The following is a 22,462-nucleotide window of genomic DNA, read 5'->3' on the forward strand; positions in this document are numbered from 1 at the left end:
TCTCTAGTACAGTTCTTTCCATGCCGATATGCTGTTCGTTAAGGAATGGAACTGAAATTGAACGTCATAACGAAATTGCCTACTCGTTACGCATGATACGGTTACAGACCACATCGTAGACCCGATTCGTGTTGCGTGATACGCTGCTTGTCCATGAACAAATAAAATTGTTTGGCTTAATGATGACACGTTTTCTGGTGCGTTGACAAGCGCTTGTTTCACATAAATGAGCGCTTGTTTCATTAAATAATCCGCTTCATACCATTTCTTTTCTTCTTCAAAAAACTGTATTTCTGCATCGTACAATGTGACAGAATGAAGAAAAAGAGCACTAATCAACAATGCACACATAATGGTAAACGGAAAAACAACGCCTCGTTCATTTTTTATGTTAACGAAAAAATGGGATAAACGCTTCATATAATTCTCCTTTATCCGTTAATACACGAATACGAATGCCCGTTTGTTCTTGTTCATGAGATACTTGTTGAATAGATTGAAGCATGATTTCATGACCGGTAGCATTCACACGCCGCCGAATGATCGTTCCATATTTTTCGTACGTCACACGCTCACCTGTCCATTTATCGAATTGAATCGTCGTTCCGTATATACGAACGTCCTTCGATTCCCTTAGCTCAATTTTTGCTTGTTGAATAAAAACAAGCCATTCAAAATAGTGAAAGTTTCCATGCTTTACAGTATAATTCGAAGCTAAATGGAAAGATGTTGTCAATAAAAATAAAATGATAAAGAAAACGGTAAGCGACATGAGTACTTCAACTAACGTAAAGCCTTTTTCTTTTTGCATCATTGCAACAATGTCTCACATCTTTCTTTTGTTCGTTTCAACCTATCTTCCCAGCGAACACATCGCTTATTTGAACGTATAAACAATGAAAATGTATGTGCACCTCGTACAACGACCGTTTCGTTTTCAACACGATCGTTCATTATTGCCTCATATAAAATTTGATTGGCGATCGTTTCTACTTTTTTGTTTTCTCTTTCTATTAAAATCACCGTCCAATGAGCGACGATGATGGCGATTAAACCACTCCATAAACTAAGTGAAACGAGCAGTTCAAAAAATGTAAAGCCGTTACAACTTTTGGACATATAATCGCCCTTTCCCTAATTGAAAAACTATTTTATATTTTTTCCCATCGTATGCGATAAGCAACGTTCCAGCCTTGTTGATATTACCATTTGGATAATAAAACAACGGCGGAGATAGTGTAGCCATTTGAAACTGGAAAGGAGATGGAAAGGAACGAGCGATCAGTTCCTTTCCAAACGTTCCTCCTTCTTTTACTTGATAGCGACACGTATCAAAATAAAACATAATAGCTACCGTTTTTTTCCGACTGATGGCGTATTGTTGCGCATATAACATATCGTTACTAAACTGTTCTAAAAAATATTGTAGTTGTCGTTCAGCTAGCACTTGTTGAAGTGGTGGAACGGTAAAAATCGTGATGGTTGTCACAATAAAAAGAACGATTAACATTTCTACAAGCGTAAATCCTCGTTCATTCACTCTCTAAAACGTTCCCTTCATTCGTAACGACGATCATTTTTCCGTTCGGACAACGGTTGCTTTCAATATATTTTCCATCTACTAACTGTTGTACGCTCGGGATCGTTCCATGCTCCATTTCATATGCTTTCACTTGAGACTGAACCATTTTGATAAACGCTGAACATCCTTTATTGTTAATCATGCTATTATGTTTTGTCACATTTGGGATTGTAATTAAAATTAAAATCGTGATAACCATTAACACAATTAACATTTCAATTAATGTAAATCCTTCCTCATTTCGCATATACATCCCCCCATCATATGTGATTTAACAATTGAAAAATAGGCCACAGCATAGCCATATACATAAGAACAACGAAAATACCGATAAAACTAAGCAACATTGGTTGAATGATATATACAATTTTTTTCAGACGGTTTTCAAGTTTTTGTAATGAAAACTGGCTGTAATGAAATAATTCTTGAACTAATTCTCCATTTGACTGACCGTGACGAATGACGAAAGATAGTTCTTGTTCGTAATACTTCCGTTGCTGAACAATTTCATCTAACTTTTCGCCTGCACATAACTGCTGTTTCATGATTTTCGCTTCCTCTTTCAGTAACGGAAGGTGGGATTGATGTTCAAAAATTTGCATCGCCTCATAAATAGATAACCCACCTTTTAACAAATGACTTAATTGTAACGAAAATACTTGTGTATGGAAGGAAACGATCCATGAGCGCACGAGTGGAATTTTCATAAGTATATTCATTTTTTTATAAATAGGCCATGAACGAATGAAGAAAAAGTAAAACAATCCGAACAAAATAAACATCATGAGCGCAATAGAAAATATACGAGGAAGCCATACAGCAACAGAAAAAATGAAGGTAGAAAAAGCAGAGCGAGCGTGAAACGAAGAAAGAAGATGAGAAAACTGCGGAGCTAACACTTGCTGAAATATGAAAAACATTGCTATACAAAAACTAAAAAGAAACAACGGGTAGCGTAACATACGCTTCATCTGCTCGATGTAACGTGCTCTCATTTGTCCGATTTCCCCGGCCTCAATAAATCCGTGGGCAAGTTGACCGTGTTGTTCAGCAAAAAACACATATCCTAAAAGATGAGAATGAAATCGCATGCGTGAAAAAGCTTCATGAATGGGCACACCAGCTCGCAATGCATGCACGCAATCATCTAAATCTTTTTGTTTGGATGCAGGTTGTTGAATTTGTAAAAACTCAATGGCTTGGGCAAGCGAATACCCTTTACTAAGCAATTTCCCTAATTGAGTGAAAAACGAGCTTTGCTCTTGTAACGACCAATTACAACGTCGCTTCATCTAACAACCAACTTTCGATGGCACTCTCATGTAAAAAACCGAGCGCGATACCTTTTTTAATAACATCTTTTAGCCGAGTGTACACGTATGTCGCTTGCTCTCCTTTTGCTGCTCGCATTGCTTGCGCTAGTTCACTTCCGTATAGTAATTCATAAACACCAGCTCGGCGAACAGATCGGTACTGTCTGCAAAAAGATGAGCATTCTCCTGCACAGAACGGACATTTCAGTTGCACAAGACGTTGGGCGGTCACAGCGACTAACGTTTGCGCCATCTCTTGAAATGGTACACCAAACTCAAGAAGGCGATAAATGGCTCCAACAGCATCTTTCGTATGCATCGTTGTCAGCACAAGATGTCCCGTAAGCGCTGCACGTACAGCTATTCGTGCAGTTTCGGCATCACGAATTTCTCCTACCATAATCACATCTGGATCGTGGCGCAAAATTGCTTTTAACCCTACAGCATACGTAATTCCAGCTTTTTCATTAACTTGTACTTGCAACACATCTTCCGCTCGCTTTTCAACCGGATCTTCTAATGTAATGACATTTCGTTGAAAATGATGGCGACATACGTTTAACAAACTGTATAGCGTCGTCGTTTTTCCAGATCCTGTTGGTCCTGTGAAAATAATAAGCCCATGGGAATAATTTAATAGCGCGAGCAACTTTTTTACTGTTGAAGGAAATAGCGCGAGTTGTTTGAGCGGAAGAAATGAGTGTAACGGAAGCAAGCGAATGACTAAACTTTCGTCATAAATGGTAGGCAATGTCGACAAACGAAGATGTACAGTTGTGTGGGCAACGTTCATTTCCATCGCTCCGCTCTGTGGACGGCGGCGCTCACCAATATCCATATCAGCAAGAAACTTAAAGTGTGCAAGCAGACGTTCACACGTCTGTTTTGATAACACATTTTTTGTAACGAGCATCCCCCCTAAACGAAATTGGACGAGCGCATCTTGTTTGCGCGGAACGATATGAATGTCAGAAGCTTGAAGAATGTAAGCATCTTCAATTAAGCGATCAGCTAACTGCTCGATTGTTTGCAACACTATCCCCCTTTCTTTATTTTTCGCCTTCATTATTCAACATTTTTCGTCAAATTCCTTCTTCTTTCATAAAAAAATTCAAAAAAAATATTCACCCATAGGGTGAACGTTACGAGACAAAAACACGCCGATATTTTTTTGCAATGTTTTTTAACGCTGACGGATTATAGCCGACAACGAGCCGTTTGCCGTCGGTGACGATTGGACGGCGAAGGAGACGTGGTTCTTTCACAAGTAGCTCAACAACTTTTGATAAAGGCCACTCCTCAACATTTTCGCCAAGTTGCTTAAATGACTGACTGCGTGTCGCTAAAATTTCGTCGATCCCTTCCGTTGTTAACGATAACAAATGCAATAGTTCTTCACGTGTCGGTGTTTCACGAAATAAATGACGCTCATGAAATTCAATATTGTTTGTACATAACCACTTTTTTGTTTTTCGACACGATGTGCAACTCGGATACATATATACGGTAAGCATAACAACACACTCCTTTCTTCACCCCTGTTACACATATTGTATAACTTTTGTTTAATATTTGTACAGTAATTTGTTTTAAAACTTTGTGAACGTTGCAAAAAGATAGGAATAAAGTTGTATATATGCATTTCCATTGTGAAAATACATGTATTATAATGTAAATGAATGAATCTATAGGAGTGAGACATAATGGATCAAGTATTAAAAATTACAAGCGTCCTTGCCGATCCGACTCGTTACGACATTTATCAGTATATCGCCCGAAAACATCAAGAAGTAACCGTTCAAGAAATCGCTGATGCTTTTCATATTCATCCGAACGTTGCTCGTCTTCATTTAACGAAGCTAGAAGATGTAAATATGCTTGTATCCGAAACAAAAAAAACAGGAAAAGGTGGAAGACCGAGCCGACTATACCGCCTATCCGACGATGTTATTCAACTTCATTTTCCGTTTCGCGATTACCAGTTGTTATCAAAAATCGCTATCCAAGCGATGATGAAACTTGGAGACGCAGGGAAACAGGCGTTGTATGAAACAGGAAAGTTATTCGGACAAGAGCTTGTACAACAACACGTTCAATCGATGCAAGCACTTGAGCAGTTAAGCATCGAAGAAAAAATGAATATTTTACAAAAAGCAGCCGAAGCCGCTGGATTTTATCCGACATTCCATTACAGTGAAAATCAAGGGAAAATTTATTTTGAAATTTTCAACTGCCCGTTTAAAGAACTTGCTTTTACGCATCCAGACTCGGTTTGCTATATGCATAACGCCTTTTTAAAAGGAATGCTAGAAGTATTATTTACAAACGCTGAACTTGTGACAGAAGAAATTATGCCGTCAGGTTGTAATTCGTGCACATATCAAGCCATTCTTAAAAAATAGGACGTTTACACAACCATTTCAATTACATTATAATAAGTAAGGGAAACGGTCAGAAAAGGAGGGATACATATGGATCGTATGTTCCGCGTCTTGTCATTTTGGACAGGGATTTTCGCTGTCATGTTCTATCTTGGCCATATGCATACAACGTCATTATTGTTCCTCGGCCAAACAGGATTCTTTCTTTTGTTAAGCTACTTAAAATTAACGGAAAGAATGTACATTTACATTTTCGGTGCGTACTTAACGGTCTTTTTTGCCGGATTTACGTACTGGACAACATTTATGATGGTTCCTGGCATAGGCGAATAAAAGCGATGAGATGCACTCATCGCTTTTTTATGTAAAAATAGGAATATTTATATTCTTTTGTTGCACCATTACTTGAAACGCTCTGCCGATATCACTCATCACTAGCGAGCGAATGGCACGATTGTGTCGATGTTGTTCGGAAAACGGATTCGGATCATGATGAGCGATCAAATGATTCAAGATGCCCGCCCGCAATAAAAATTCATCTTGGCGCCATAAATGAGTAAATGTCCACCCTGCTTGTTCTCCGTAAAACCGTAACGCATCCCATTGAATATGCGTGGTAATATCCATCTCCCCTGGATAACGAAGCGGATTATCAATAAGCTGATGACGATAATAACCACGCAAGCTGCCTTGTTTTCGTTTCGGATGTTTCCATTCTTCATCTGTATATCCATAATCGACCGTAAAAATAATTGCCTGTTCAAGCGCTTGGTCAAGCTGAAAGATAAATTTTTTCATCGCTAACGGAATTTCAAATCGTTGGCCATCAACGAGCTGAATGTTTCGCTCTGCTAAATATTGAACGATCTCCTCGTTTTCAAGTACATGACGTTGTTCCACAAGCTGATCGTCTTCTACTACAACAAAACATTCATATATTTGACCGTTTCTTTTCTCAATGACATGAACAGGAAACGCATCAAACAATTCGTTGCTACATACAATACCAGAAAAAGGAGAAACAAGTTCAGTAAAACTAGAGAGGATACGTACATGATCCATAAACGGAGCGAGTATTTCCGCTTGTTTTTCTCGATGATATGGACTTGTTTCAACGATCGTATATTTGCCTTTTTCAAACGTGTCTGGCGATTGGCGCTTCCACTGTTCTAAAACGGCATAAGCAAATCGACCTGTCCCTCCGCCGATTTCACATATAAATGGCGGAACATCATATGTTTCTATGAAACGAATAAACACGCTCGCGAATACATGCCCAATAATATGTCCTACGTTGCTCGTTGTAATAAAATCTCCTTCGCGTCCAATTTTTTCTTTTCGTTTCATATAATATCCATACTGTTCATCATACAATGCCAATTCCATATATTGTGCATACGATAAACGTTTATTTCTCATTTTTTCTAACATTTTTTTATTCGCACCCTTTTTTCACTATTGACATAGTGTTTAATTTGTTATATTGTTAAGTTAGTAGCTTAACTATATCCCCTCCCATTATAGGAAATAAAACATCCCCCAAACCCCCTTCTCTGTATGGAGAAGGGAATTTTTTTGCTTAAAACCCGTTTAAAAATGGATTCGTGTCCATCTCTGCTCCTATCGTTGTTTCAAAACCATGCCCACATAACACAATCGTTTCTTCAGGAAGAACGAGAAGCTTTTGATGTATACTTTGTAGCAATTGCTCGTAACTTCCTCCAGGTAAATCGGTACGACCTATACTTCCCGAAAATAGCACATCCCCTGATACGATCACTTGGACGTCTTCGATATAGTATGACACACTTCCCGGCGAATGCCCTGGTGTTTCAAGCACTTGAAGCGAGAAATCACCAATCGTCAACATGCTCTCTCCTTCAAACAACACGTCAGCATCGTTTGTAGTAATCGCTTCCCCCATAAATAATAAAGACCCGTTTTTCATTGGATCGGTTAGCCAATGTTGTTCTTTTTTATGTACATACACAGGAATAGACCAATGATTTCTTACGTCATCAACTGCCCCAATATGATCAAAATGAGCATGTGTAAGCAAAACAGCTAACGGTGTCCAACGGTTTTCCAAAATATGTTGAATTAATTTTTCTCCTTCGCTACCTGGATCAAAAATTAAACACGTCCCATTTTCATGAACAAGCACATACGCGTTTGTTTGCAACGGTCCTAAAGGAATTCGTTCCCACTTCATCACATTTCCTCACTTTCCACATATCTTCTACCTTTATTGTACACGAACAACATACGTTTTGCACCTCGACAAACGTAACAAAAACGATTACAATGGAAAAGGAATAATCGGTATACGTAAGGAGGGGAAGTTATGCCAACGGGAATCATTTTGGTCGTGATCTTTACGTTAGTCACGTTGCTTGCAGCTTACGGCGTAGTCCGTTCGTTGCGCGAGAAAAATTTCCTCGGCGTATTGTTCGGCATAGGAACAATTGCTGTATTTGGTTGGTTTACAATTATGACTGTTATTCATCACGGATATCCAGTTGCCCATTAAAAAGACGCCAACGCATTGGCGTCTTTTTACGTACGGGCAAGGGCAGTAACAAAAATGCCGATACTTTCGTTATAAATAGAAGGAAATTGCGAAAAAGGGAGCGGATTTACCCCTTCACCAAGTTCAATCGTATACCCGCATCGCTTCCAATTGAAAATAAACCAATCACGATATCCAGCATGACTGTCAATATACCTAACAGGTACATAACCACTCCATTTCGCAAATTCATTTACTTCTTCCTCCGCTTCGGGTGGTTCACATTGTTCATATCCCCAATACATTTCTTTTCCTTGTGTATGAAATGCGAGCACTTTAAAAAAATTTCGTTCTGTTGTCAACTTTGCCACCGCTTGTACTTCTGGTTCTGTTAATGGGGAAAATCCCGGGAAATCGCGTGGGGCTGGTTTTTTAGGGATTTTCCTTTCCTTTTCCACCTCCCATTTCACAGGAAATTGATTGTTTAAATCAACCCCTCGAATATTTGCTTTCCATTGTGAAAAATCTTCACTTCCCCCATTTATGCGCACCACTTCATCTTCATAACGTTGTGCCGCTTTTTTTCCATGTAATACAAGGTCCACTCCATCTGGATTTACCATCGGAACAACGGATAACGTTGTTTTTTTATATAATTGTTGTACATCATAGCCACAAAGATGCTGTTTGTTTTGTAACGCTTGCACATAGTCACGAACAAATGCCATCACAACTGCTGAAGTAATCCATTCGTTCGCGTGGAAAGATGCATTCATATGAACATATGTTTCACCTTCACCAATTTGTAGTTCCACAAGCGGTTTGTTTAACACACTTTTTCCGATTTCATGTATACGAACAAGCGAATGATGTTGCAATTGATCAATATCATGCATCAATGTTGAAAAATCGTACATCTCTCTCTCCCCCTTACTTCATTGTATGAATGATGAACTTGTCCGTATGTATACCACTTATTCTTCACCATCCCATAAGAAAAGCTAGCCCTGTCTTCAGAGCTAGCTTATTGTTTATTTTCTTGTTGTTTATTGTAGAAGCGCAACAAGTCCCCATATACAATTTTGTCAGAGTAATCAAGTTCTTGACGCGCTTTTTCCATATATGGCTCGCAATGAGATATATCGACTTCTGTTCCTGTTTTCTTATCGTAACATGCGTTTTTCGTATATACGTAATCTTTCGTCACAAAGCTACCGTCACGAAGAACGACAAAATCGAGTTTATCTTTTGAAAATAAGTCTTCACCAAAATGAATTTGATCGCGCGTATCAATGCCTAACAAATGAAGTAATGTCGGTTTCACATCAATTTGACCGGACACTTTTGAAATCACTTTTGGCTTTTTATCTGTCACACCTGGAATATGGATGATCAACGGAACACGTTGTAATTGAACGTGATCAAATGGCGTAATTTCATCCCTACCTAAATATTGAGCCATCGCTTTATTATGATTTTCAGAAATACCGTAATGGTCTCCATACATAATGATGATAGAGTTTTCATACAATCCTTCTTCTTTCAACTGCTCAATAAATACTTTTAACGCCTCATCCATATATCGAACCGTCGGGAAATAACGGTTTAACGTTCGGCTATTCGATGTGTACTCCGAAACCATTTTATCCTCTTCCCCTAATTCAAATGGGAAGTGGTTCGTCAATGTAATAAACTTCGTATAAAATGGTTGCGGCAACGTTTTTAAATGCTGCACAGATTGCTCAAAAAACGGGATGTCTTTTAGACCCCAACCAACTGAATTTTCCTCCGTAATGATATAGTCCGTCATCGAGAAGAAACGATCATACTTCATTGATTGATACATTACATCACGGTTCCAGAAACTTTTATTATTTGCATGAAATACGGCGGAATAGTATCCATAGTTTTTCAATATTTCTGGCGTGGCGTTATATTCATTTGTCGCATGCGTGAAAAAGACTGCACCGCGACCAAGTGGATATAACGAGTTTTCAACTAAAAACTCCGCATCAGATGTTTTTCCTTGTCCTGTTTGATGGTAAAAGTTATCAAAGTAATAACTTTGTTTAATAAAGTCATTTAAAAACGGCGTAATTTCTTGCCCATTTACTGTATTGTTGATAACGAAGCTTTGTAAAGACTCCATCGAAACTATAATAACATTGCGTCCTTTTGCAATGCCAAACAATTGTTTATTCGGTGCCTTTTCGTTCGCATTAATGTAGTTTTGAATATCTGCTAATTCACTACTATCCGCTAATGCGCGTTGCGCTTTGGAACGCGACTGCAAAATAATGTCATATACATGATAGTTGTATATTCCTAAGTTTTTAATCAACATTTCACGATCAAACGTGCGCGTTAATAGCTGTGGGCGTTCTGTTTCCGCTAATCCTAAGTTTAATAAAGCAAGGGCTGATGCCGCGAGAAAATATATGCGACGAAAACGTTTTGTCGCCGGCACATATCGCGTAATAGATACTTTTTTATATGCCATCCAAGCAAGCAAAGCGACATCCAGGAAAAAGAAAATGTCAGAAACATTCATTAACTCAAATACGCTATTTCCTAAGTCACCCATGTTGTTCGTTTGGAACAGCACAGGAAGCGTAATGAAGTCGCTAAAAAACCGATAAAACATCACGTTCGCATACAAAACAAATGAAATGATAAAGCTTGTAATCACAATATAGCGATTTTGTCGTTTTTCGCTCATAAACAAAGCAAGCCCAAAAATAAATAACAGGAAGCTTAATGGACTAATAAATAAAATAAACTCTTGCTTCCATGACTCGATTTTTATATCGAAACTATTTTTATAGACTAAATACGTTTTCAACCATAAAAGTAATACCGCCAAAAGAACGAAACGGTAGTTTTTCATATACTCTCCCTCCTTTAGTAAATCGACATCTGATGCTTATTCTATGCTGTATGAGGTATATCCGTTTTTTTACATTTTTTCACCCTTAACCAAAAACAATATTAATACTTTCTTAACAAAAAAGCAACTGTTATCTTAAACTATAGACGATATAATAGACAAGTCGCGCATCCGCATATGACTGTTTTACACCTTTTCTGATGAAAATACAAGACGTTTCTCACCGACAAATTTTCGACAAAAAAACAGACGATATCCTCGTCTGTCTTTATACGATATTTTCTTTCACTAACCATGCCCCACCGATGACACCGGCGTCATTTCCAAGGGTAGCGATGACAATGTCAGCAGCCTCAGCGACGCGCGGAAACGCAAAACGTTTAAAATGACGAGCAACCGCTTGCGCTAACATGTCCCCTGCTTTTGATACACCACCACCGATGACGATTTTCTCTGGATTTAAACCGTTTGCTAAATTAGCGAGCGCTAAACCGAGATGAAAGGTCACTTCATCAACAATTTGTAGCGCTAATACATCGTTTTCTTTCGCGGCATCAAACACATCTTTCGCAGTAATGACCCCTGCTTGTTTCCATACGTCACGCAACATGCTTGGTTCATCGGTTTGTTGCAAGCGCTCCTTCGCGATACGTGCAATACCTGTCGCTGAAGCAATCGTCTCTAAACATCCCGTTTTACCGCAATTACAAGATGCCCCTCCTTCTGGAATGGACGTGATATGACCAATTTCGCCGCCGGCACCGTTTGTTCCATGAACGATTTGACCGTTTACGATCACACCGCCACCAACACCTGTGCCAAGCGTAACGAGAATTAAATTTTTCGCACCATCCCCTGCTCCCTTCCACATTTCTCCGATTGCTGCAATGTTCGCATCGTTATCGACAACAACAGGAAGCCCTGTTTCCATTTCTAATCGATCTTTTAAAGGGTAGTTTTTCCACCCTAAATTTACCGCTTCATAAATGTCCCCAGTCGCCATATTAACAGGTCCTGGGGCACCAATTCCAATACCGACAAGCCGTTCTTTTGATTCATCTAATTCACGCAACTTCTCATCAATCGCTTTGGCAATATGTGTTGTAATATGTTTCCCTTGTTCCGATTTGTCTGTTGGAATTTCCCATTTACAAATGATTTCCCCATACATATTTACAAACGCTAATTTGACTGTCGTTCCACCTAAATCTACACCAACTAACCATTGTTCCATTGTTCCTTCATCCCTTTTCTCTTTTTTCTCGTTCGATTTGTGCTTCATGGCGCAAAATGAGAAGCGCCATTTGATAATCTTTTACATCGACAAGCTGCGCTTGAAATAGTTCTTTCAGTTCGTCTTCCATTAATTCTAAATCTGCGAGACGATCACCGACGTAAATGATCGTTCCATATTTTTTTAATAATTGTTGTACATCGTATACAGATTTCATTTTCTTCACCTGTCGTGTATAAGCGTTTTCAATTTACATATTTTAAATGTATAAGGAAAACAAAAGGTCGTCAAGAACTGAACAATGTCTTTGCGATATTTTTCACATTTTTACCGATCTGGATCTTTTGGATGTAATACGGTCGGACGACGATTTTTCAATGGAATTGGGGAACGAATAAGCACATCGCGCATCCCACGATATGAAAATGGAATAAACGGCCATAAATACGGAACGCCAAACGATTGCATGCGTGCAAGCATGACTAACCATGCAGTAATGCCTACAACATAGCCGATAACACCAAATAATGCTGTGACAATCAACAAAGCAAGGCGAACGAGCCGATTGGCTAATCCAAGCTCATAACTTGGTGTCGCGAACGTCCCGATGGTCGCCATGGCAAAATATAAAATGACTTCGTTCGAAAATAATCCAACTTCAACGGCAATCCCACCGATCATTAGTGCAGCAACGAGTCCAAGAGCTGTGGCTAAAGCTGATGGGGTGTGAATGGCTGCCATTCGCAACATATCTAATCCAAATTCAATAAGTAATATTTGACCAAACAACGGAATGTTCCCTGCACTTGATTTTGCAACAAACGATAACGAACGTGGAACAAGCTCTGGTGTTTTCATCCACATATACCAAAGCGGCAATAAAAAAATGGACAGCCATACAGCAAGAAAGCGAACGAAGCGTAAATATGCACCAACAATTGGCTTATTTCGATATTCTTCTGCGTGTTGTAAATGATGCCAAAATGTTGCTGGTGTAATTAACACGCTTGGAGACCCGTCGACAAAAATAAGAACGTGTCCTTCATATAAATGAGCAGCTGCCGTATCTGGTCTTTCTGTATATCGAACGACAGGATACGGATTAAAGTGTCTGCCAGAAATAAATTCCTCCACCGTTTTTTCTCCCATTGGTAAACCATCAGTATCGATTTTCGCCAAAGATTGTTTCACTTCTTCGACAATCTGTTTATTGGCAATATCCTCAATATAACAAACACATACATCCGTTTTTGAACGACGACCAATTTGCATATATTCCATACGTAACGAACGGTCACGCACGCGGCGTCTTGTTAATGCTGTGTTAAAGACTATCGTTTCCACATACCCATCACGTGCACCTCGAACGACGCGTTCCATATCTGGTTCTTGAGGCCCGCGCACGGGATATGTACGTGCATCAATTAAAATCGCTTTTGCCATGCCATCAACAAACAAGGCTGTCGGACCTGCAAGCACTCCATCAATGATACGTTCAAAATCGTCTGTTTGATCGAGTTCAACATACGGAAGATGTGTCCGTAACAATTTATCTAACGGTTGTTCGTCCAACGCACCGTCCGGCAATTCGGACAACAATTTCATTAAGTAATGGAGAATATCATCTTTGACAAATCCATCAATCATAAATAAAGCCATATCTTTTCCTGCATAATGAACATCTAAATAAATAACGTCAAAACTTTTCCCTACTCCAAGCTTTGTTTTCATATATGAAACGTTTTCTGAAAGATGCGAAGATACTCTCTTCATTCCGATCACCTTACCTTACATGGACTACCATCCATCTTTGACATATCGATATTCATTCATACATATTTCGGTTTGTATACACATACATTTTTTATAAATGTATGCTTGACCGGAGGAATGAGATGAAACGTTTCATATCGCTATTTATATTGCTATTCGTATTTATCGTCATCGTCCAAGCGTTTGAGCGACCTGCTCGCGAGACGATTATGTTTTTTCCGATCGATTCGACCGTTCGCTTTACAACTGCCGAAACAAAATTATCACTACAACCCCAGAAAAAAGAAAAAAATTATGTCGTCGATTGGATCATCACTTCATCGCTTGATCGAACCGCTTACTTACGGCAAGATATTTCGTTATTGTTTGCTAATGGGAGACTAATTTCCACGCAATCAAAATGGAAAGAGAATGGGAAAAACCTCATTCAACAAAAACGTTTCGAACAAAAAGGGAGCCGATTATTTCAAGCCATTTCATATCATCAAGGAGAGTTGCATAACGGTAACGATATTCGAAGCAGTCAGAAAATGAGTGGAGACACATTATATGTCATCGACTCATCCTTCACCCCTCTTCAATCGTTTCGTAAACCAACGACAAATGAACAAAAAACATGGGCAAATACATTGAATAAACAAACGCAAACGATTGTAAACAAAGCTGCCAATGAAATGGACAAAATATTGGAAAAAGATGATTATTATCACTTGTATTTACCTGAGCTTGTTCAATATAATGAGCAACCATTTATGGATTTAACGACAAATGAGACGGAAATGATGATCGGAAACTTATGGGAAGGTTTGTACAAAAATTATTTTCTAGGTATAAAAAAACAGAACGGTTCGATTGAATCCCCTATCGGCAGCACCGTTCCGCTTATTTTAATTAAAAAAGATTACAGCAAGCTGTTTGTCGTGACAGAAACAGCAGATGGAGAACTGATCATATTAAAGCAATTGCTCGATTTCAAACAATAATTGATTATATTGTTCATCGTCTGGATGAATTTGCAATGCACGTTCTACTGCTTGTTTTGCTTTTTCGTAATTTTTTTCTTCTGCATACAATAACGCTAAATAATAAAATGCTTCATGAAAACGGTCGTTTTTTTCAATGGCAGCATATAAATACCGTTTCGCAGCATCGTAATCTTTTTGTTGTATACAAATATAGGCACGTAAAAAATCTGCTTTATATGCTTCGGCATCTTGTTCATGAATGAGTGTTAACATGTGCTCTGCTTCTCCGTATTCTCGTTCATCAATATACTGCTTGGACAGCGCAAGAATGAGTTGTGCTTGATCTGCTGGCGGTCGTTGAAAGCCGATATATAAACAAATGAGTGTAACGACCGCTGTAAATAGAACAGCTAACCATTGTCCGAGACGAGCACGTTCTTTTGGAAAATGGACGATGCTTGCAGCTAAAAATCCACCAATTAAGCCGCCAATATGGCCTGCGTTATCAATATTTGGAACAATGAGACCAAATGCTAAGTTAATCCCAATAACTGTTAGTATATTCATTCCAATCGTTCGAAAAAACACATGAGGATATGCTTTTCCAAAGTAAAGCAAAGCGCCAAAACATCCAAAAATGGCACCGGACGCTCCCGCAGATACGGACGGTGAAAATAAAAAGCTAGCGAGCGAGCCTGCAAAACCAGCAAAAAGATAAATAAATAAAAATCGAAACGAACCGTACAATTTTTCAACGAGCGGACCTAAATAATATAGCGCAAACGTATTCATGAACAAGTGTAAGAAGCCAATATGCAAAACGATAGGGGTAAAAAAGCGCCACCATTCTCCTTGCAAAATAAGCGGGTTAAATTTTGCACCGTATTCAATGAGCGTTAACGTATTTGTACTTCCACCATTCCATTCTAAAATAAAAAACATCACAATTTGCAAAGCAATAAATACATATGTAAATCTTGTTTTTCCACGTTCAAACATGCGACGCTCATTTTCATACATACCCTCTGCAAACGATAAAACATGTTGTTTAAATACTTGTAACTCATTTTGCAACATCGGGGAATCATCGGGTATATATATTTTCAATGCGTGCTGAAACAACATACTTAGTTCATGTAGTATCGCGTACATATTATTTTTGTGCATGACAAATGTTTTTGTATGCACTCGTTCAGTCGTTAATGGGCGATGAACATACCATTCCCAATCGTCAACAGGAGGATCCATCATGACATATATGTTGACGACTTGCAGTTTGCGGTGAAATTGACTTCTCCGCCATTTATCAATGGCAATAAGCGCACGTTGCATATCGTTTTTTAACGATATGCTCCAATCCATATCCGCTCGAACAAGACGAACGATTGGCGCTTTTCGTTCACGGGTAGGCTGCAACCAAACTTCTTGTTCATCAGGCGATATATAGACGATAGTATAGTTTTTCTGCAAAAATTGAAATATCATTTGCCAGTATACAAAATCAAAGCGAATGCTCAACCTTTCCTCTCCCTTCGCTATCATACCCTTCTTTTACCACACTCTTTTACAAAGTGCAACTATTTGTACTTTTGTAAAAATAACATAGGCATTAGGCGATGGCGAACAAAAGGAATGGACATCCCCCATTGTACAACTCGCTTTTGAACCGCTTCCCTTTTCAATATTTCATTCAATAACCGATAGCGAAAGCGGTAGAGAACAAGTCCTACCATCAATGTAACGATAAATGTTTTTCCATTCAATATGATCACCCTCCTCATTGTTACCGTTCCCTTTTCGCTTTGAAATTATAAAAAGGTTGCCTCGTTATGAGACAACCTATTGCAAACCGACGCGTTTCATCACATCTTTTAATACAGTTGCAGAGTGGATAAATTTTTCTTTTTCTTCTTCGCTCAATTGTAATTCAACAACTTCACGAATACCGTTGCGATTTACAATCGCTGGCACGCCAATGTACATATCGTTTTGACCATATTGACCTTCTAAATAAGCTGAGACAGTAAGAACGCTGTTTTCATTTTGTAAAATTGCTTTCGTTAAACGAACAAGTCCCATAGCAATGCCATAATACGTTGCACCTTTTCGTTCAATAATTTGATACGCTGCATCACGTACATTCACAAAAATGTTATCTAAATCTTCTTGTTTATATTGTGGCTTTTCTTTCATCATATCGGCAATTGGACGGCAACCGATAAATGCATGACTCCAAACCGGCAACTCTGTGTCGCCATGTTCCCCGATGATATACGCATGTACGTTACGTGTATCAACATCGAAATATTCACCTAATAAGTATCGGAAGCGCGCTGTATCTAAAATTGTTCCTGAACCGATGACGCGCTCTTTCGGTAATCCTGAAAACTTCCATGTTGCATATGTTAAAATATCAACCGGGTTTGTTGCGACGAGAAAAATACCATTAAATCCGCTTGCCATCACTTGGTCAATAATATTTTTGAAAATTTTTGTATTTTTCTCCACTAAATCTAATCGTGTTTCCCCTGGTTTTTGATTGGCACCAGCTGTTAATACAACAATGTCCGCATCTTTGCAGTCTTCATAATTGCCAAACCAAATTTTCGTTGGAGATGGTGCAAACGGCATGCCATGATTTAAGTCCATCGCATCCCCTTCTGATTTTTCTTTGTTAATATCAATAAGAACGAGCTCTTCTGTCACCCCTTGATTTAAAAGAGCAAATGCATAACTCGAACCGACAAAACCTGTCCCAACTAAAACAACGCGATTCACTTTATTTGACATCTTTCTTCCACCTTTCATTTATATCATTTTACAATATGTGCATTGTTTATCTGTTTCACACTTACATTGTACACTGTTTCACAAAGTTTATGGGGCATAAATTATTAACATTTTGTTAATTTTTTCACCTGTATGACATGAACACACTTATACTGTTTTGCTATTCGCTTTCACAAACGATAATTCCTTCATTTGTGAAGATCATTTGAACAGGAATGTCGTGTTGTGCGATCGGCAACGTAGAAACGATTTGACAATCATATGCCAGAGAAATTGTATCGTTTGGAAAATCGCCTAAATAACGGTCATAATATCCCCCGCCGTAGCCGAGACGATAACCATGGCGATCAAAAGCGAGTCCAGGTACAATCAACAATTCCATCTCATGTTTTTGTACTTCTTTCGTTTCTTTCACAATCGGTTCGTATAAACCAAAAAACGTGCGCTCTATTTGTTGAAAAGAACGAATTTCTCGAAACGTCATTTGTTTTGCTGCTACGTCGCACCTCGGAATTGCAACTCTTTTTCCTTCTTGCCAAGCTCGTTCAATAATAGCGATCGTATCCACTTCAATTTGTCGTGACATCGTAATACCGATTACATGTGCCTTTTGCCAACAATGTTGTTGAAATAATATATCGTGAATCACGTTTTCTTTTTTCTTTCGTTCTTCTGTTGGCATATGTAAGATGAGTTGTTTCATTTGTTGGCGCAATTGTTTCTTATCCATTATCCTTCCCCCTCTTCATAAAAAAATAAGCAGCAGGAAAAAAGTTCCTACTGCTTACTTTGTTTCACGATGAACTGTTGCTTTTTTGTCACGTGGGCAATATTTTTTCAATTCAAGGCGCTCTGTGTTATTGCGTTTATTTTTTGTTGAAATATAGTTGCGTTCGCCGCATTCTGTGCATGCTAACGTAATATTTACACGCATTGTTCTTTCCCTCCAAACAAAAGTATTATAATCACACCTTTCCATCATATCATTTTTCTTAAACAATTTCCATATGAATTTTATACGTTTTGATATTGCCGAATTTTCTTTATATAGTATTTCGTATATTCCTTTGCTTTTTGGGCATTTGTTGCTTGAGAATAAATAGTCAATGTCGGTTCATCTACTTTTGGTAAAATGAGTGTCCATGCTCCGTCTTCATGATACACTTTCATACCATCTGTAAAATCGACATGCTTGTCATACGATTCTTCTAACAATTTACGCATAACAGCTGCCCGCTCATGCCACGGGCAATAAACATCACGGCAAGATAAATGAATTGTTGGAATGGACGATACAATGGTACGAAGCGAACAACGTTCAATAGACAACAAATGCAACAGTTGCACACATGCATACAGACCATCAAAGTAAAAATGAAACGACTCATGATGATGTGCAAATAAAAACTCTCGTCTCGTATCTTTTACATAAACAATATCGCCATGTAAACGCTCGGCTAACGTATGCAACACAGACGGAGCCCAAGTAGGAACAGCTACTTTTTTCTTTTCGCTAAACAAAAGGGACACTAACACATACAACGAAATAACTTCTTCATTTGTCAATACCGTTCCTTGTCCGTCAAAAATACGAAACCGTTCCCCCGAATGGTCAAGCACAATCGCAAACTGCGCTTGTTCATGCTTTATTTGCTCCCGAATATGTTCGTCATCACGATTTTCTGTCCAAATGACTTGAATAGCAAACGACCGAAGTGTACGTTCAATGATTTCACGTAATAAAGGTGAACTACAAACTACTACTTTCCATCGCCCTAATAAAGAAGGAGGAATCAATTGAAGTAATGCCCCAACATACCATTCATCACTTTCTTTTTGTTCCATCGGCTGACCGATTTGTGTCATCGGCATATAGCAAGCGTGTTCATGTTTCATTTGTTGCTCAATAGCTCGTTCCGTCTCTCGCTCAATTGGATAGCCATATTCATCATGTATATCAATAATCACTTCATCATGTTCGAGCATCTTAATAAATACACCACCATGATACTGTTTATGAGGGATAATATAGCGAAAAGCAGGTAAATACCCACCTTCATATATATTTGTGTGCATCCCATACATGTGCAAACATTGAGCAAACATCATCCCCATCGCCTTAGAAAACGGATGATCGTCAAAGCCGATTAATATGCGACTTTCTTTTTCATATAGGCTACTATATGCTGAAGCAAGCTTTGTTATAAACAGCGGATGAGCATCAATGTATGCATGCATTTTCATTCCTTGTTCACTAAACAATGCTTTTGCATGTTGCTCCCCCCATACGACCGAATCTTTCACTTTTGTTTTTTCCGTAATTGTTTTATTTGGCCAAATTTTAGCTGCGTGTTGCACTTTCACTTTATTTTCCAATTTACATTTTGTTCCTATCACTGCATAATCAAATATTTCATTTTTTTTACCGATATACACATCGTTGGCAACGATCGCCCCGCGCAATTCACTATACTGATCAATATACACATCCTTCCAAACAATTGATCGCTTTAACGAAGCATGCTTACGAATAACTGAACGTGGTCCGATAACTGTGTAAGGTCCAACGGTCGCATGTTCATCAATGCGGGCATCATCTCCGATCATAATCGGTCCTTCTAATTTAACCCCTTGCGCAATCTTAACCCCTTTACCAACCCATACAGCAGGGGCAATTTCTTTATAGTGAGAAGGAACGAAACGTTGATTCAGTAAATCGATATGTGTTTGATGATATTGTTCAATGACACCAATATCAGACCAATATCCATCTGCTTGCCATCCGTATATCGGGTGTCCGTGCTGAATGAGGTATGGAAAAATATGTTGACTAAAATCGTAAGGTGGATGTTTTGGCATATAATCAAAAATGGCTGGATGACAAATATAAATGCCTGTATTTACAAAATCACTACACACTTCATTCCACTTTGGTTTTTCGACGAAATGAATGATTTTTCCATGTTGATCTGTAACCATTCCACCGTATGAAAGAGGAGTCGCTTCGTGGTGCATAAGAACGGTAACTAATGCTTGTTTGGAGAAATGAAAGTCTATTGCTTGCTGTAAATGAATTGTGGTCAATGTATCTGCACTAATGACAACAAACGTATCGTCTAAAAATGACTGGGCATGTTTTACACTTCCTGCCGTTCCAAGTGGTGTCGTCTCTTCAAAATAGTGAAGATGCACACCAAACCGACGCCCATCCCCAAAATATTCCATAATTTCATCACTTAAATATTGAACAGTTACAGCAATATTTGTAATTCCATATTGTTTTAACCATTCAATACTATACTCCATTACAGGCTTATTCATAAGTGGTACGATTGGCTTCGGAACATGGCAAGTTAACGGACGTAACCGCGTTCCTCTTCCCCCTGCCATAATAACCGCTTTCACAATACATCCCCCCCAGTGAAAGCACGCTTTTTTTCATCATATCATGACAACAACATGTGGACAATATACGAAATTTGTCGATTTTACATGAAAATGATGCATGATAGCTACATTCCTATGTATAATAAAATGGGGTGAAAAACATGATCGAATATACATTTATTTGGCTCGTTTCTTTTGCTATCATACTGTTGATAATTTCTTTCTTCCAAAAAGATCGCGTAAAAGAAATAGAGGAACAAGTAGAGCAGTTAACATTATCGACGATGCAACAATTATATGAAATAAAAAAGCGAGTCAAAGCGCTTGAAGAAGAATTGCTTGTCGGAATAGAGTCGTTTTCAAATGAAGAGCAAATATGGTACTTATATAAACAAGGATGGACAAAAGAGCAAATTTCTCATAAGCTTAACATGCCATTAGATGAAGTGAATATGATGATCGCGAGGAATGAACGATGAAAAGAACAACACGTGCATTTGCGGCTGGGATGTTGTTCGCTACAACGATACTGGCTATCGTTCATTATGCAACAGATAAACAGCGACAAAACGATGCCATCAGCCAGAAACAATATGAACAGCTCATTACTGAACGAGATGAGCTAGCTGAAAAACTAGAAAAATTAAAAAAAGAAACAAAAAAAGCAACTCCACCTCCAAAAGAAACGTACATTTATACGTTGACAATCGCTAAAGGTGAAGCAAGTCAGGACATTGCTAGCCGGCTTGAGCAAGCCCATATTATTGATAATGCTCAATCATTTTTAACGTACCTTCATACACATCACTTAACGCGCGCACTGCGCCCAGGGACGTACGTTGTCACAAGCGACATGTCATATGAACAAATCGCACGAAACATAACAAAATAAGGATGTCCAACGTCGGACATCCTTTTGTTTTAATCGTTTAGATCGTAATGTTTTCCCTTCACTAAATAAAACACGTTTTCAGCAATGTTTGTCGCATGGTCTGCAATGCGCTCAATGTAACGTGCTGTAAACGAGAGCTGAGTAATTTGCGACATCGCATCTGGATGTGCTTTAGTACGCTCTAGCAACTCCCGAATGGTTTCACCGTACAAGCGATCGACTTCATCATCCATATCGGCTACTTTTTTAGCGGCGACAACATCCTCTTCGTAATAAGCTTTTAACGTTAACGAAAGCATATTTACCGCAATATCATGCATTTTTTCTAATTTATTTAATGATATAACAAACGACTGTTCCCCGATTCGAATCGCTGATTTTGCAATATTGACTGCAAAGTCCGCCATTCGCTCAACGTCCGTTGCAATTTTAATGGCGACAATAATTCGGCGCAAATCGATTGCAACCGGCTGTTGTTTCGCAATTAGTAAAATCGCAAAATCGTTAATTTCTTCATCTAGCAAATCAATTTTTGTATCGTTCTCAAGCACTTGTAATGCTAAATCGTTATTTTTTGTTTTTAACGCTTCAAATGACTGAGTTAAGGCAATTTCCGCCAAACTTCCAAGCTGTAATAATTGATCGCGCAACGTTTGTAAGTCGTAATCAAATTTTTCACGTACAGACATATTTACTCCGTTACAGAAAACTTACAAAACTTTATAAATAATCTATTCATTATTTATAAA

The 22,462-nt window shown here is 38.5% G+C and carries 27 protein-coding genes and 1 pseudogene; 6 read left to right on the forward strand and 22 right to left on the reverse strand.

The genetic code is table 11. From position 1 onward, the window contains the following. Positions 1–3: 3 nt before the first annotated feature. The 8 genes from comGG to ACYQY7_RS02535 form a co-directional block, all read right to left on the reverse strand. Positions 4–420 carry a competence type IV pilus minor pilin ComGG gene (comGG, locus tag ACYQY7_RS02500; RefSeq protein ID WP_461200567.1) on the reverse strand — a complete coding sequence of 139 codons (417 nt, stop codon included), beginning with the start codon at positions 418–420 and terminating at the stop codon, positions 4–6. Continuing rightward, the gene (gene comGF, locus ACYQY7_RS02505; protein WP_461200568.1) at positions 392–814 is read right to left on the reverse strand and encodes a competence type IV pilus minor pilin ComGF; all 423 of its coding nucleotides are present in this window, start codon (positions 812–814) and stop codon (positions 392–394) included. Before comGF ends, comGG begins: the two co-directional genes overlap by 29 nt. After that, complete coding sequence (gene comGE, locus ACYQY7_RS02510; protein WP_461200569.1) at positions 811–1,119, reverse strand: competence type IV pilus minor pilin ComGE; 309 nt, start codon at positions 1,117–1,119, stop codon at positions 811–813. Before comGE ends, comGF begins: the two co-directional genes overlap by 4 nt. After that, positions 1,103–1,540 (reverse strand): competence type IV pilus minor pilin ComGD, encoded by a 438-nt coding sequence (gene comGD, locus ACYQY7_RS02515; protein WP_461200570.1) that lies wholly within the window; start codon positions 1,538–1,540, stop codon positions 1,103–1,105. The genes comGE and comGD overlap by 17 nt, the downstream gene beginning before the upstream one ends. Continuing rightward, positions 1,533–1,835 carry a competence type IV pilus major pilin ComGC gene (gene comGC / locus ACYQY7_RS02520; protein ID WP_461200571.1) on the reverse strand — a complete coding sequence of 101 codons (303 nt, stop codon included), beginning with the start codon at positions 1,833–1,835 and terminating at the stop codon, positions 1,533–1,535. The genes comGD and comGC overlap by 8 nt, the downstream gene beginning before the upstream one ends. A 7-nt stretch (positions 1,836–1,842) precedes the next feature. Next, positions 1,843–2,874 carry a competence type IV pilus assembly protein ComGB gene (gene comGB, locus ACYQY7_RS02525; protein ID WP_461200573.1) on the reverse strand — a complete coding sequence of 344 codons (1,032 nt, stop codon included), beginning with the start codon at positions 2,872–2,874 and terminating at the stop codon, positions 1,843–1,845. After that, positions 2,858–3,928 (reverse strand): competence type IV pilus ATPase ComGA, encoded by a 1,071-nt coding sequence (gene comGA / locus ACYQY7_RS02530; protein WP_461200574.1) that lies wholly within the window; start codon positions 3,926–3,928, stop codon positions 2,858–2,860. Before comGA ends, comGB begins: the two co-directional genes overlap by 17 nt. A 109-nt stretch (positions 3,929–4,037) precedes the next feature. Further along, a complete protein-coding gene (locus ACYQY7_RS02535) occupies positions 4,038–4,409 on the reverse strand; it encodes a Spx/MgsR family RNA polymerase-binding regulatory protein (RefSeq protein ID WP_461200575.1) in 372 nt (123 codons plus the stop codon). Positions 4,410–4,598: 189 nt separating this feature from the next. Between ACYQY7_RS02535 and ACYQY7_RS02540 the strand changes: the two genes are divergently transcribed. Together ACYQY7_RS02540 and ACYQY7_RS02545 are read left to right on the forward strand one after the other, a co-directional pair. Next, positions 4,599–5,297 carry a helix-turn-helix transcriptional regulator gene (locus tag ACYQY7_RS02540; RefSeq protein WP_183240827.1) on the forward strand — a complete coding sequence of 233 codons (699 nt, stop codon included), beginning with the start codon at positions 4,599–4,601 and terminating at the stop codon, positions 5,295–5,297. Between the two features lie 69 nt (positions 5,298–5,366). Next, positions 5,367–5,609: a DUF2626 domain-containing protein gene (locus ACYQY7_RS02545; RefSeq protein ID WP_009373952.1), complete on the forward strand. Its 243-nt coding sequence runs from the start codon at positions 5,367–5,369 to the stop codon at positions 5,607–5,609. A gap of 27 nt (positions 5,610–5,636) precedes the next feature. Here ACYQY7_RS02545 and ACYQY7_RS02550 read toward each other — a convergent pair whose 3' ends face one another. After that, positions 5,637–6,707 carry a class I SAM-dependent methyltransferase gene (locus ACYQY7_RS02550; protein WP_461200576.1) on the reverse strand — a complete coding sequence of 357 codons (1,071 nt, stop codon included), beginning with the start codon at positions 6,705–6,707 and terminating at the stop codon, positions 5,637–5,639. Between the two features lie 148 nt (positions 6,708–6,855). Next, positions 6,856–7,488, reverse strand: a complete 633-nt coding sequence (locus ACYQY7_RS02555) for an MBL fold metallo-hydrolase (RefSeq protein WP_461200577.1) — start codon at positions 7,486–7,488, stop codon at positions 6,856–6,858. A 132-nt stretch (positions 7,489–7,620) separates the two neighbouring features. On the opposite strand from ACYQY7_RS02555, the gene ACYQY7_RS02560 reads away from it, so the two are divergent. Further along, the gene (locus ACYQY7_RS02560) at positions 7,621–7,806 is read left to right on the forward strand and encodes a DUF2759 domain-containing protein (RefSeq protein WP_032100047.1); all 186 of its coding nucleotides are present in this window, start codon (positions 7,621–7,623) and stop codon (positions 7,804–7,806) included. A gap of 26 nt (positions 7,807–7,832) precedes the next feature. On the opposite strand, the pseudogene ACYQY7_RS02565 reads toward ACYQY7_RS02560, so the two are convergent. The 5 genes and pseudogenes from ACYQY7_RS02565 to ACYQY7_RS02585 form a co-directional block, all read right to left on the reverse strand. Next, positions 7,833–8,724, reverse strand: a pseudogene (locus tag ACYQY7_RS02565) (M14 family metallopeptidase). 85 nt (positions 8,725–8,809) lie between these two features. Continuing rightward, positions 8,810–10,672 carry an LTA synthase family protein gene (locus tag ACYQY7_RS02570; RefSeq protein ID WP_461200578.1) on the reverse strand — a complete coding sequence of 621 codons (1,863 nt, stop codon included), beginning with the start codon at positions 10,670–10,672 and terminating at the stop codon, positions 8,810–8,812. 268 nt (positions 10,673–10,940) lie between these two features. After that, positions 10,941–11,906 (reverse strand): ROK family glucokinase, encoded by a 966-nt coding sequence (locus ACYQY7_RS02575; RefSeq protein WP_461200579.1) that lies wholly within the window; start codon positions 11,904–11,906, stop codon positions 10,941–10,943. 7 nt (positions 11,907–11,913) lie between these two features. After that, on the reverse strand, positions 11,914–12,123 hold the full coding sequence (locus ACYQY7_RS02580) for a YqgQ family protein (protein ID WP_055440968.1): 210 nt from the start codon (positions 12,121–12,123) through the stop codon (positions 11,914–11,916). A 110-nt stretch (positions 12,124–12,233) separates the two neighbouring features. Beyond that, positions 12,234–13,679, reverse strand: coding sequence for a spore germination protein (locus ACYQY7_RS02585; RefSeq protein ID WP_461200580.1), 1,446 nt, complete (start codon positions 13,677–13,679; stop codon positions 12,234–12,236). A 122-nt stretch (positions 13,680–13,801) separates the two neighbouring features. On the opposite strand from ACYQY7_RS02585, the gene ACYQY7_RS02590 reads away from it, so the two are divergent. Beyond that, positions 13,802–14,662, forward strand: coding sequence for a hypothetical protein (locus ACYQY7_RS02590; RefSeq protein ID WP_461200581.1), 861 nt, complete (start codon positions 13,802–13,804; stop codon positions 14,660–14,662). Here ACYQY7_RS02590 and ACYQY7_RS02595 read toward each other — a convergent pair. The 6 genes from ACYQY7_RS02595 to ACYQY7_RS02620 all read right to left on the reverse strand — a co-directional run bounded on the left by ACYQY7_RS02595 (position 14,633) and on the right by ACYQY7_RS02620 (position 20,839). Then, positions 14,633–16,162 carry a rhomboid family intramembrane serine protease gene (locus tag ACYQY7_RS02595; RefSeq protein ID WP_461200582.1) on the reverse strand — a complete coding sequence of 510 codons (1,530 nt, stop codon included), beginning with the start codon at positions 16,160–16,162 and terminating at the stop codon, positions 14,633–14,635. The genes ACYQY7_RS02590 and ACYQY7_RS02595 overlap by 30 nt on opposite strands. A gap of 59 nt (positions 16,163–16,221) precedes the next feature. Continuing rightward, on the reverse strand, positions 16,222–16,407 hold the full coding sequence (locus ACYQY7_RS02600; RefSeq protein WP_461200583.1) for a hypothetical protein: 186 nt from the start codon (positions 16,405–16,407) through the stop codon (positions 16,222–16,224). A 76-nt stretch (positions 16,408–16,483) separates the two neighbouring features. Next, the gene (locus ACYQY7_RS02605; RefSeq protein ID WP_461200584.1) at positions 16,484–17,434 is read right to left on the reverse strand and encodes an L-lactate dehydrogenase; all 951 of its coding nucleotides are present in this window, start codon (positions 17,432–17,434) and stop codon (positions 16,484–16,486) included. 160 nt (positions 17,435–17,594) lie between these two features. Then, positions 17,595–18,164, reverse strand: a complete 570-nt coding sequence (locus tag ACYQY7_RS02610; RefSeq protein WP_461200585.1) for a 5-formyltetrahydrofolate cyclo-ligase — start codon at positions 18,162–18,164, stop codon at positions 17,595–17,597. A gap of 54 nt (positions 18,165–18,218) precedes the next feature. After that, the gene (gene rpmG / locus ACYQY7_RS02615) at positions 18,219–18,368 is read right to left on the reverse strand and encodes a 50S ribosomal protein L33 (RefSeq protein WP_183246254.1); all 150 of its coding nucleotides are present in this window, start codon (positions 18,366–18,368) and stop codon (positions 18,219–18,221) included. Between the two features lie 80 nt (positions 18,369–18,448). Beyond that, a complete protein-coding gene (locus ACYQY7_RS02620) occupies positions 18,449–20,839 on the reverse strand; it encodes a sugar phosphate nucleotidyltransferase (RefSeq protein ID WP_461200586.1) in 2,391 nt (796 codons plus the stop codon). Positions 20,840–20,982: 143 nt separating this feature from the next. On the opposite strand from ACYQY7_RS02620, the gene ACYQY7_RS02625 reads away from it, so the two are divergent. Next, complete coding sequence (locus tag ACYQY7_RS02625; protein ID WP_461200587.1) at positions 20,983–21,300, forward strand: hypothetical protein; 318 nt, start codon at positions 20,983–20,985, stop codon at positions 21,298–21,300. Then, positions 21,297–21,713, forward strand: coding sequence for an endolytic transglycosylase MltG (locus ACYQY7_RS02630; protein WP_461200588.1), 417 nt, complete (start codon positions 21,297–21,299; stop codon positions 21,711–21,713). The genes ACYQY7_RS02625 and ACYQY7_RS02630 overlap by 4 nt, the downstream gene beginning before the upstream one ends. Positions 21,714–21,742: 29 nt before the next feature. Here the strand turns inward: ACYQY7_RS02630 and phoU are convergent, their stop codons facing one another. Next, positions 21,743–22,402, reverse strand: a complete 660-nt coding sequence (phoU, locus tag ACYQY7_RS02635) for a phosphate signaling complex protein PhoU (protein ID WP_461200590.1) — start codon at positions 22,400–22,402, stop codon at positions 21,743–21,745. Between the last annotated feature and the right edge of the window lie 60 nt (positions 22,403–22,462).

The organism is Anoxybacillus sp. TBDG-1 (genome assembly GCF_054815885.1).

Bases quoted from the DNA above. Each gene is read 5' to 3' on its own strand.
- comGG (WP_461200567.1), bottom strand. From the start codon at position 420: ATGAAGCGTTTATCCCATTTTTTCGTTAACATAAAAAATGAACGAGGC.
- comGF (WP_461200568.1), bottom strand. From the start codon at position 814: ATGATGCAAAAAGAAAAAGGCTTTACGTTAGTTGAAGTACTCATGTCG.
- comGE (WP_461200569.1), bottom strand. From the start codon at position 1,119: ATGTCCAAAAGTTGTAACGGCTTTACATTTTTTGAACTGCTCGTTTCA.
- comGC (WP_461200571.1), bottom strand. From the start codon at position 1,835: ATGTATATGCGAAATGAGGAAGGATTTACATTAATTGAAATGTTAATT.
- comGB (WP_461200573.1), bottom strand. From the start codon at position 2,874: ATGAAGCGACGTTGTAATTGGTCGTTACAAGAGCAAAGCTCGTTTTTC.
- ACYQY7_RS02535 (WP_461200575.1), bottom strand. From the start codon at position 4,409: ATGCTTACCGTATATATGTATCCGAGTTGCACATCGTGTCGAAAAACA.
- ACYQY7_RS02540 (WP_183240827.1), top strand. From the start codon at position 4,599: ATGGATCAAGTATTAAAAATTACAAGCGTCCTTGCCGATCCGACTCGT.
- ACYQY7_RS02545 (WP_009373952.1), top strand. From the start codon at position 5,367: ATGGATCGTATGTTCCGCGTCTTGTCATTTTGGACAGGGATTTTCGCT.
- ACYQY7_RS02550 (WP_461200576.1), bottom strand. From the start codon at position 6,707: ATGTTAGAAAAAATGAGAAATAAACGTTTATCGTATGCACAATATATG.
- ACYQY7_RS02555 (WP_461200577.1), bottom strand. From the start codon at position 7,488: ATGAAGTGGGAACGAATTCCTTTAGGACCGTTGCAAACAAACGCGTAT.
- ACYQY7_RS02560 (WP_032100047.1), top strand. From the start codon at position 7,621: ATGCCAACGGGAATCATTTTGGTCGTGATCTTTACGTTAGTCACGTTG.
- ACYQY7_RS02570 (WP_461200578.1), bottom strand. From the start codon at position 10,672: ATGAAAAACTACCGTTTCGTTCTTTTGGCGGTATTACTTTTATGGTTG.
- ACYQY7_RS02575 (WP_461200579.1), bottom strand. From the start codon at position 11,906: ATGGAACAATGGTTAGTTGGTGTAGATTTAGGTGGAACGACAGTCAAA.
- ACYQY7_RS02580 (WP_055440968.1), bottom strand. From the start codon at position 12,123: ATGAAATCTGTATACGATGTACAACAATTATTAAAAAAATATGGAACG.
- ACYQY7_RS02585 (WP_461200580.1), bottom strand. From the start codon at position 13,679: ATGAAGAGAGTATCTTCGCATCTTTCAGAAAACGTTTCATATATGAAA.
- ACYQY7_RS02590 (WP_461200581.1), top strand. From the start codon at position 13,802: ATGAAACGTTTCATATCGCTATTTATATTGCTATTCGTATTTATCGTC.
- ACYQY7_RS02605 (WP_461200584.1), bottom strand. From the start codon at position 17,434: ATGTCAAATAAAGTGAATCGCGTTGTTTTAGTTGGGACAGGTTTTGTC.
- ACYQY7_RS02610 (WP_461200585.1), bottom strand. From the start codon at position 18,164: ATGGATAAGAAACAATTGCGCCAACAAATGAAACAACTCATCTTACAT.
- rpmG (WP_183246254.1), bottom strand. From the start codon at position 18,368: ATGCGTGTAAATATTACGTTAGCATGCACAGAATGCGGCGAACGCAAC.
- ACYQY7_RS02625 (WP_461200587.1), top strand. From the start codon at position 20,983: ATGATCGAATATACATTTATTTGGCTCGTTTCTTTTGCTATCATACTG.
- ACYQY7_RS02630 (WP_461200588.1), top strand. From the start codon at position 21,297: ATGAAAAGAACAACACGTGCATTTGCGGCTGGGATGTTGTTCGCTACA.
- phoU (WP_461200590.1), bottom strand. From the start codon at position 22,402: ATGTCTGTACGTGAAAAATTTGATTACGACTTACAAACGTTGCGCGAT.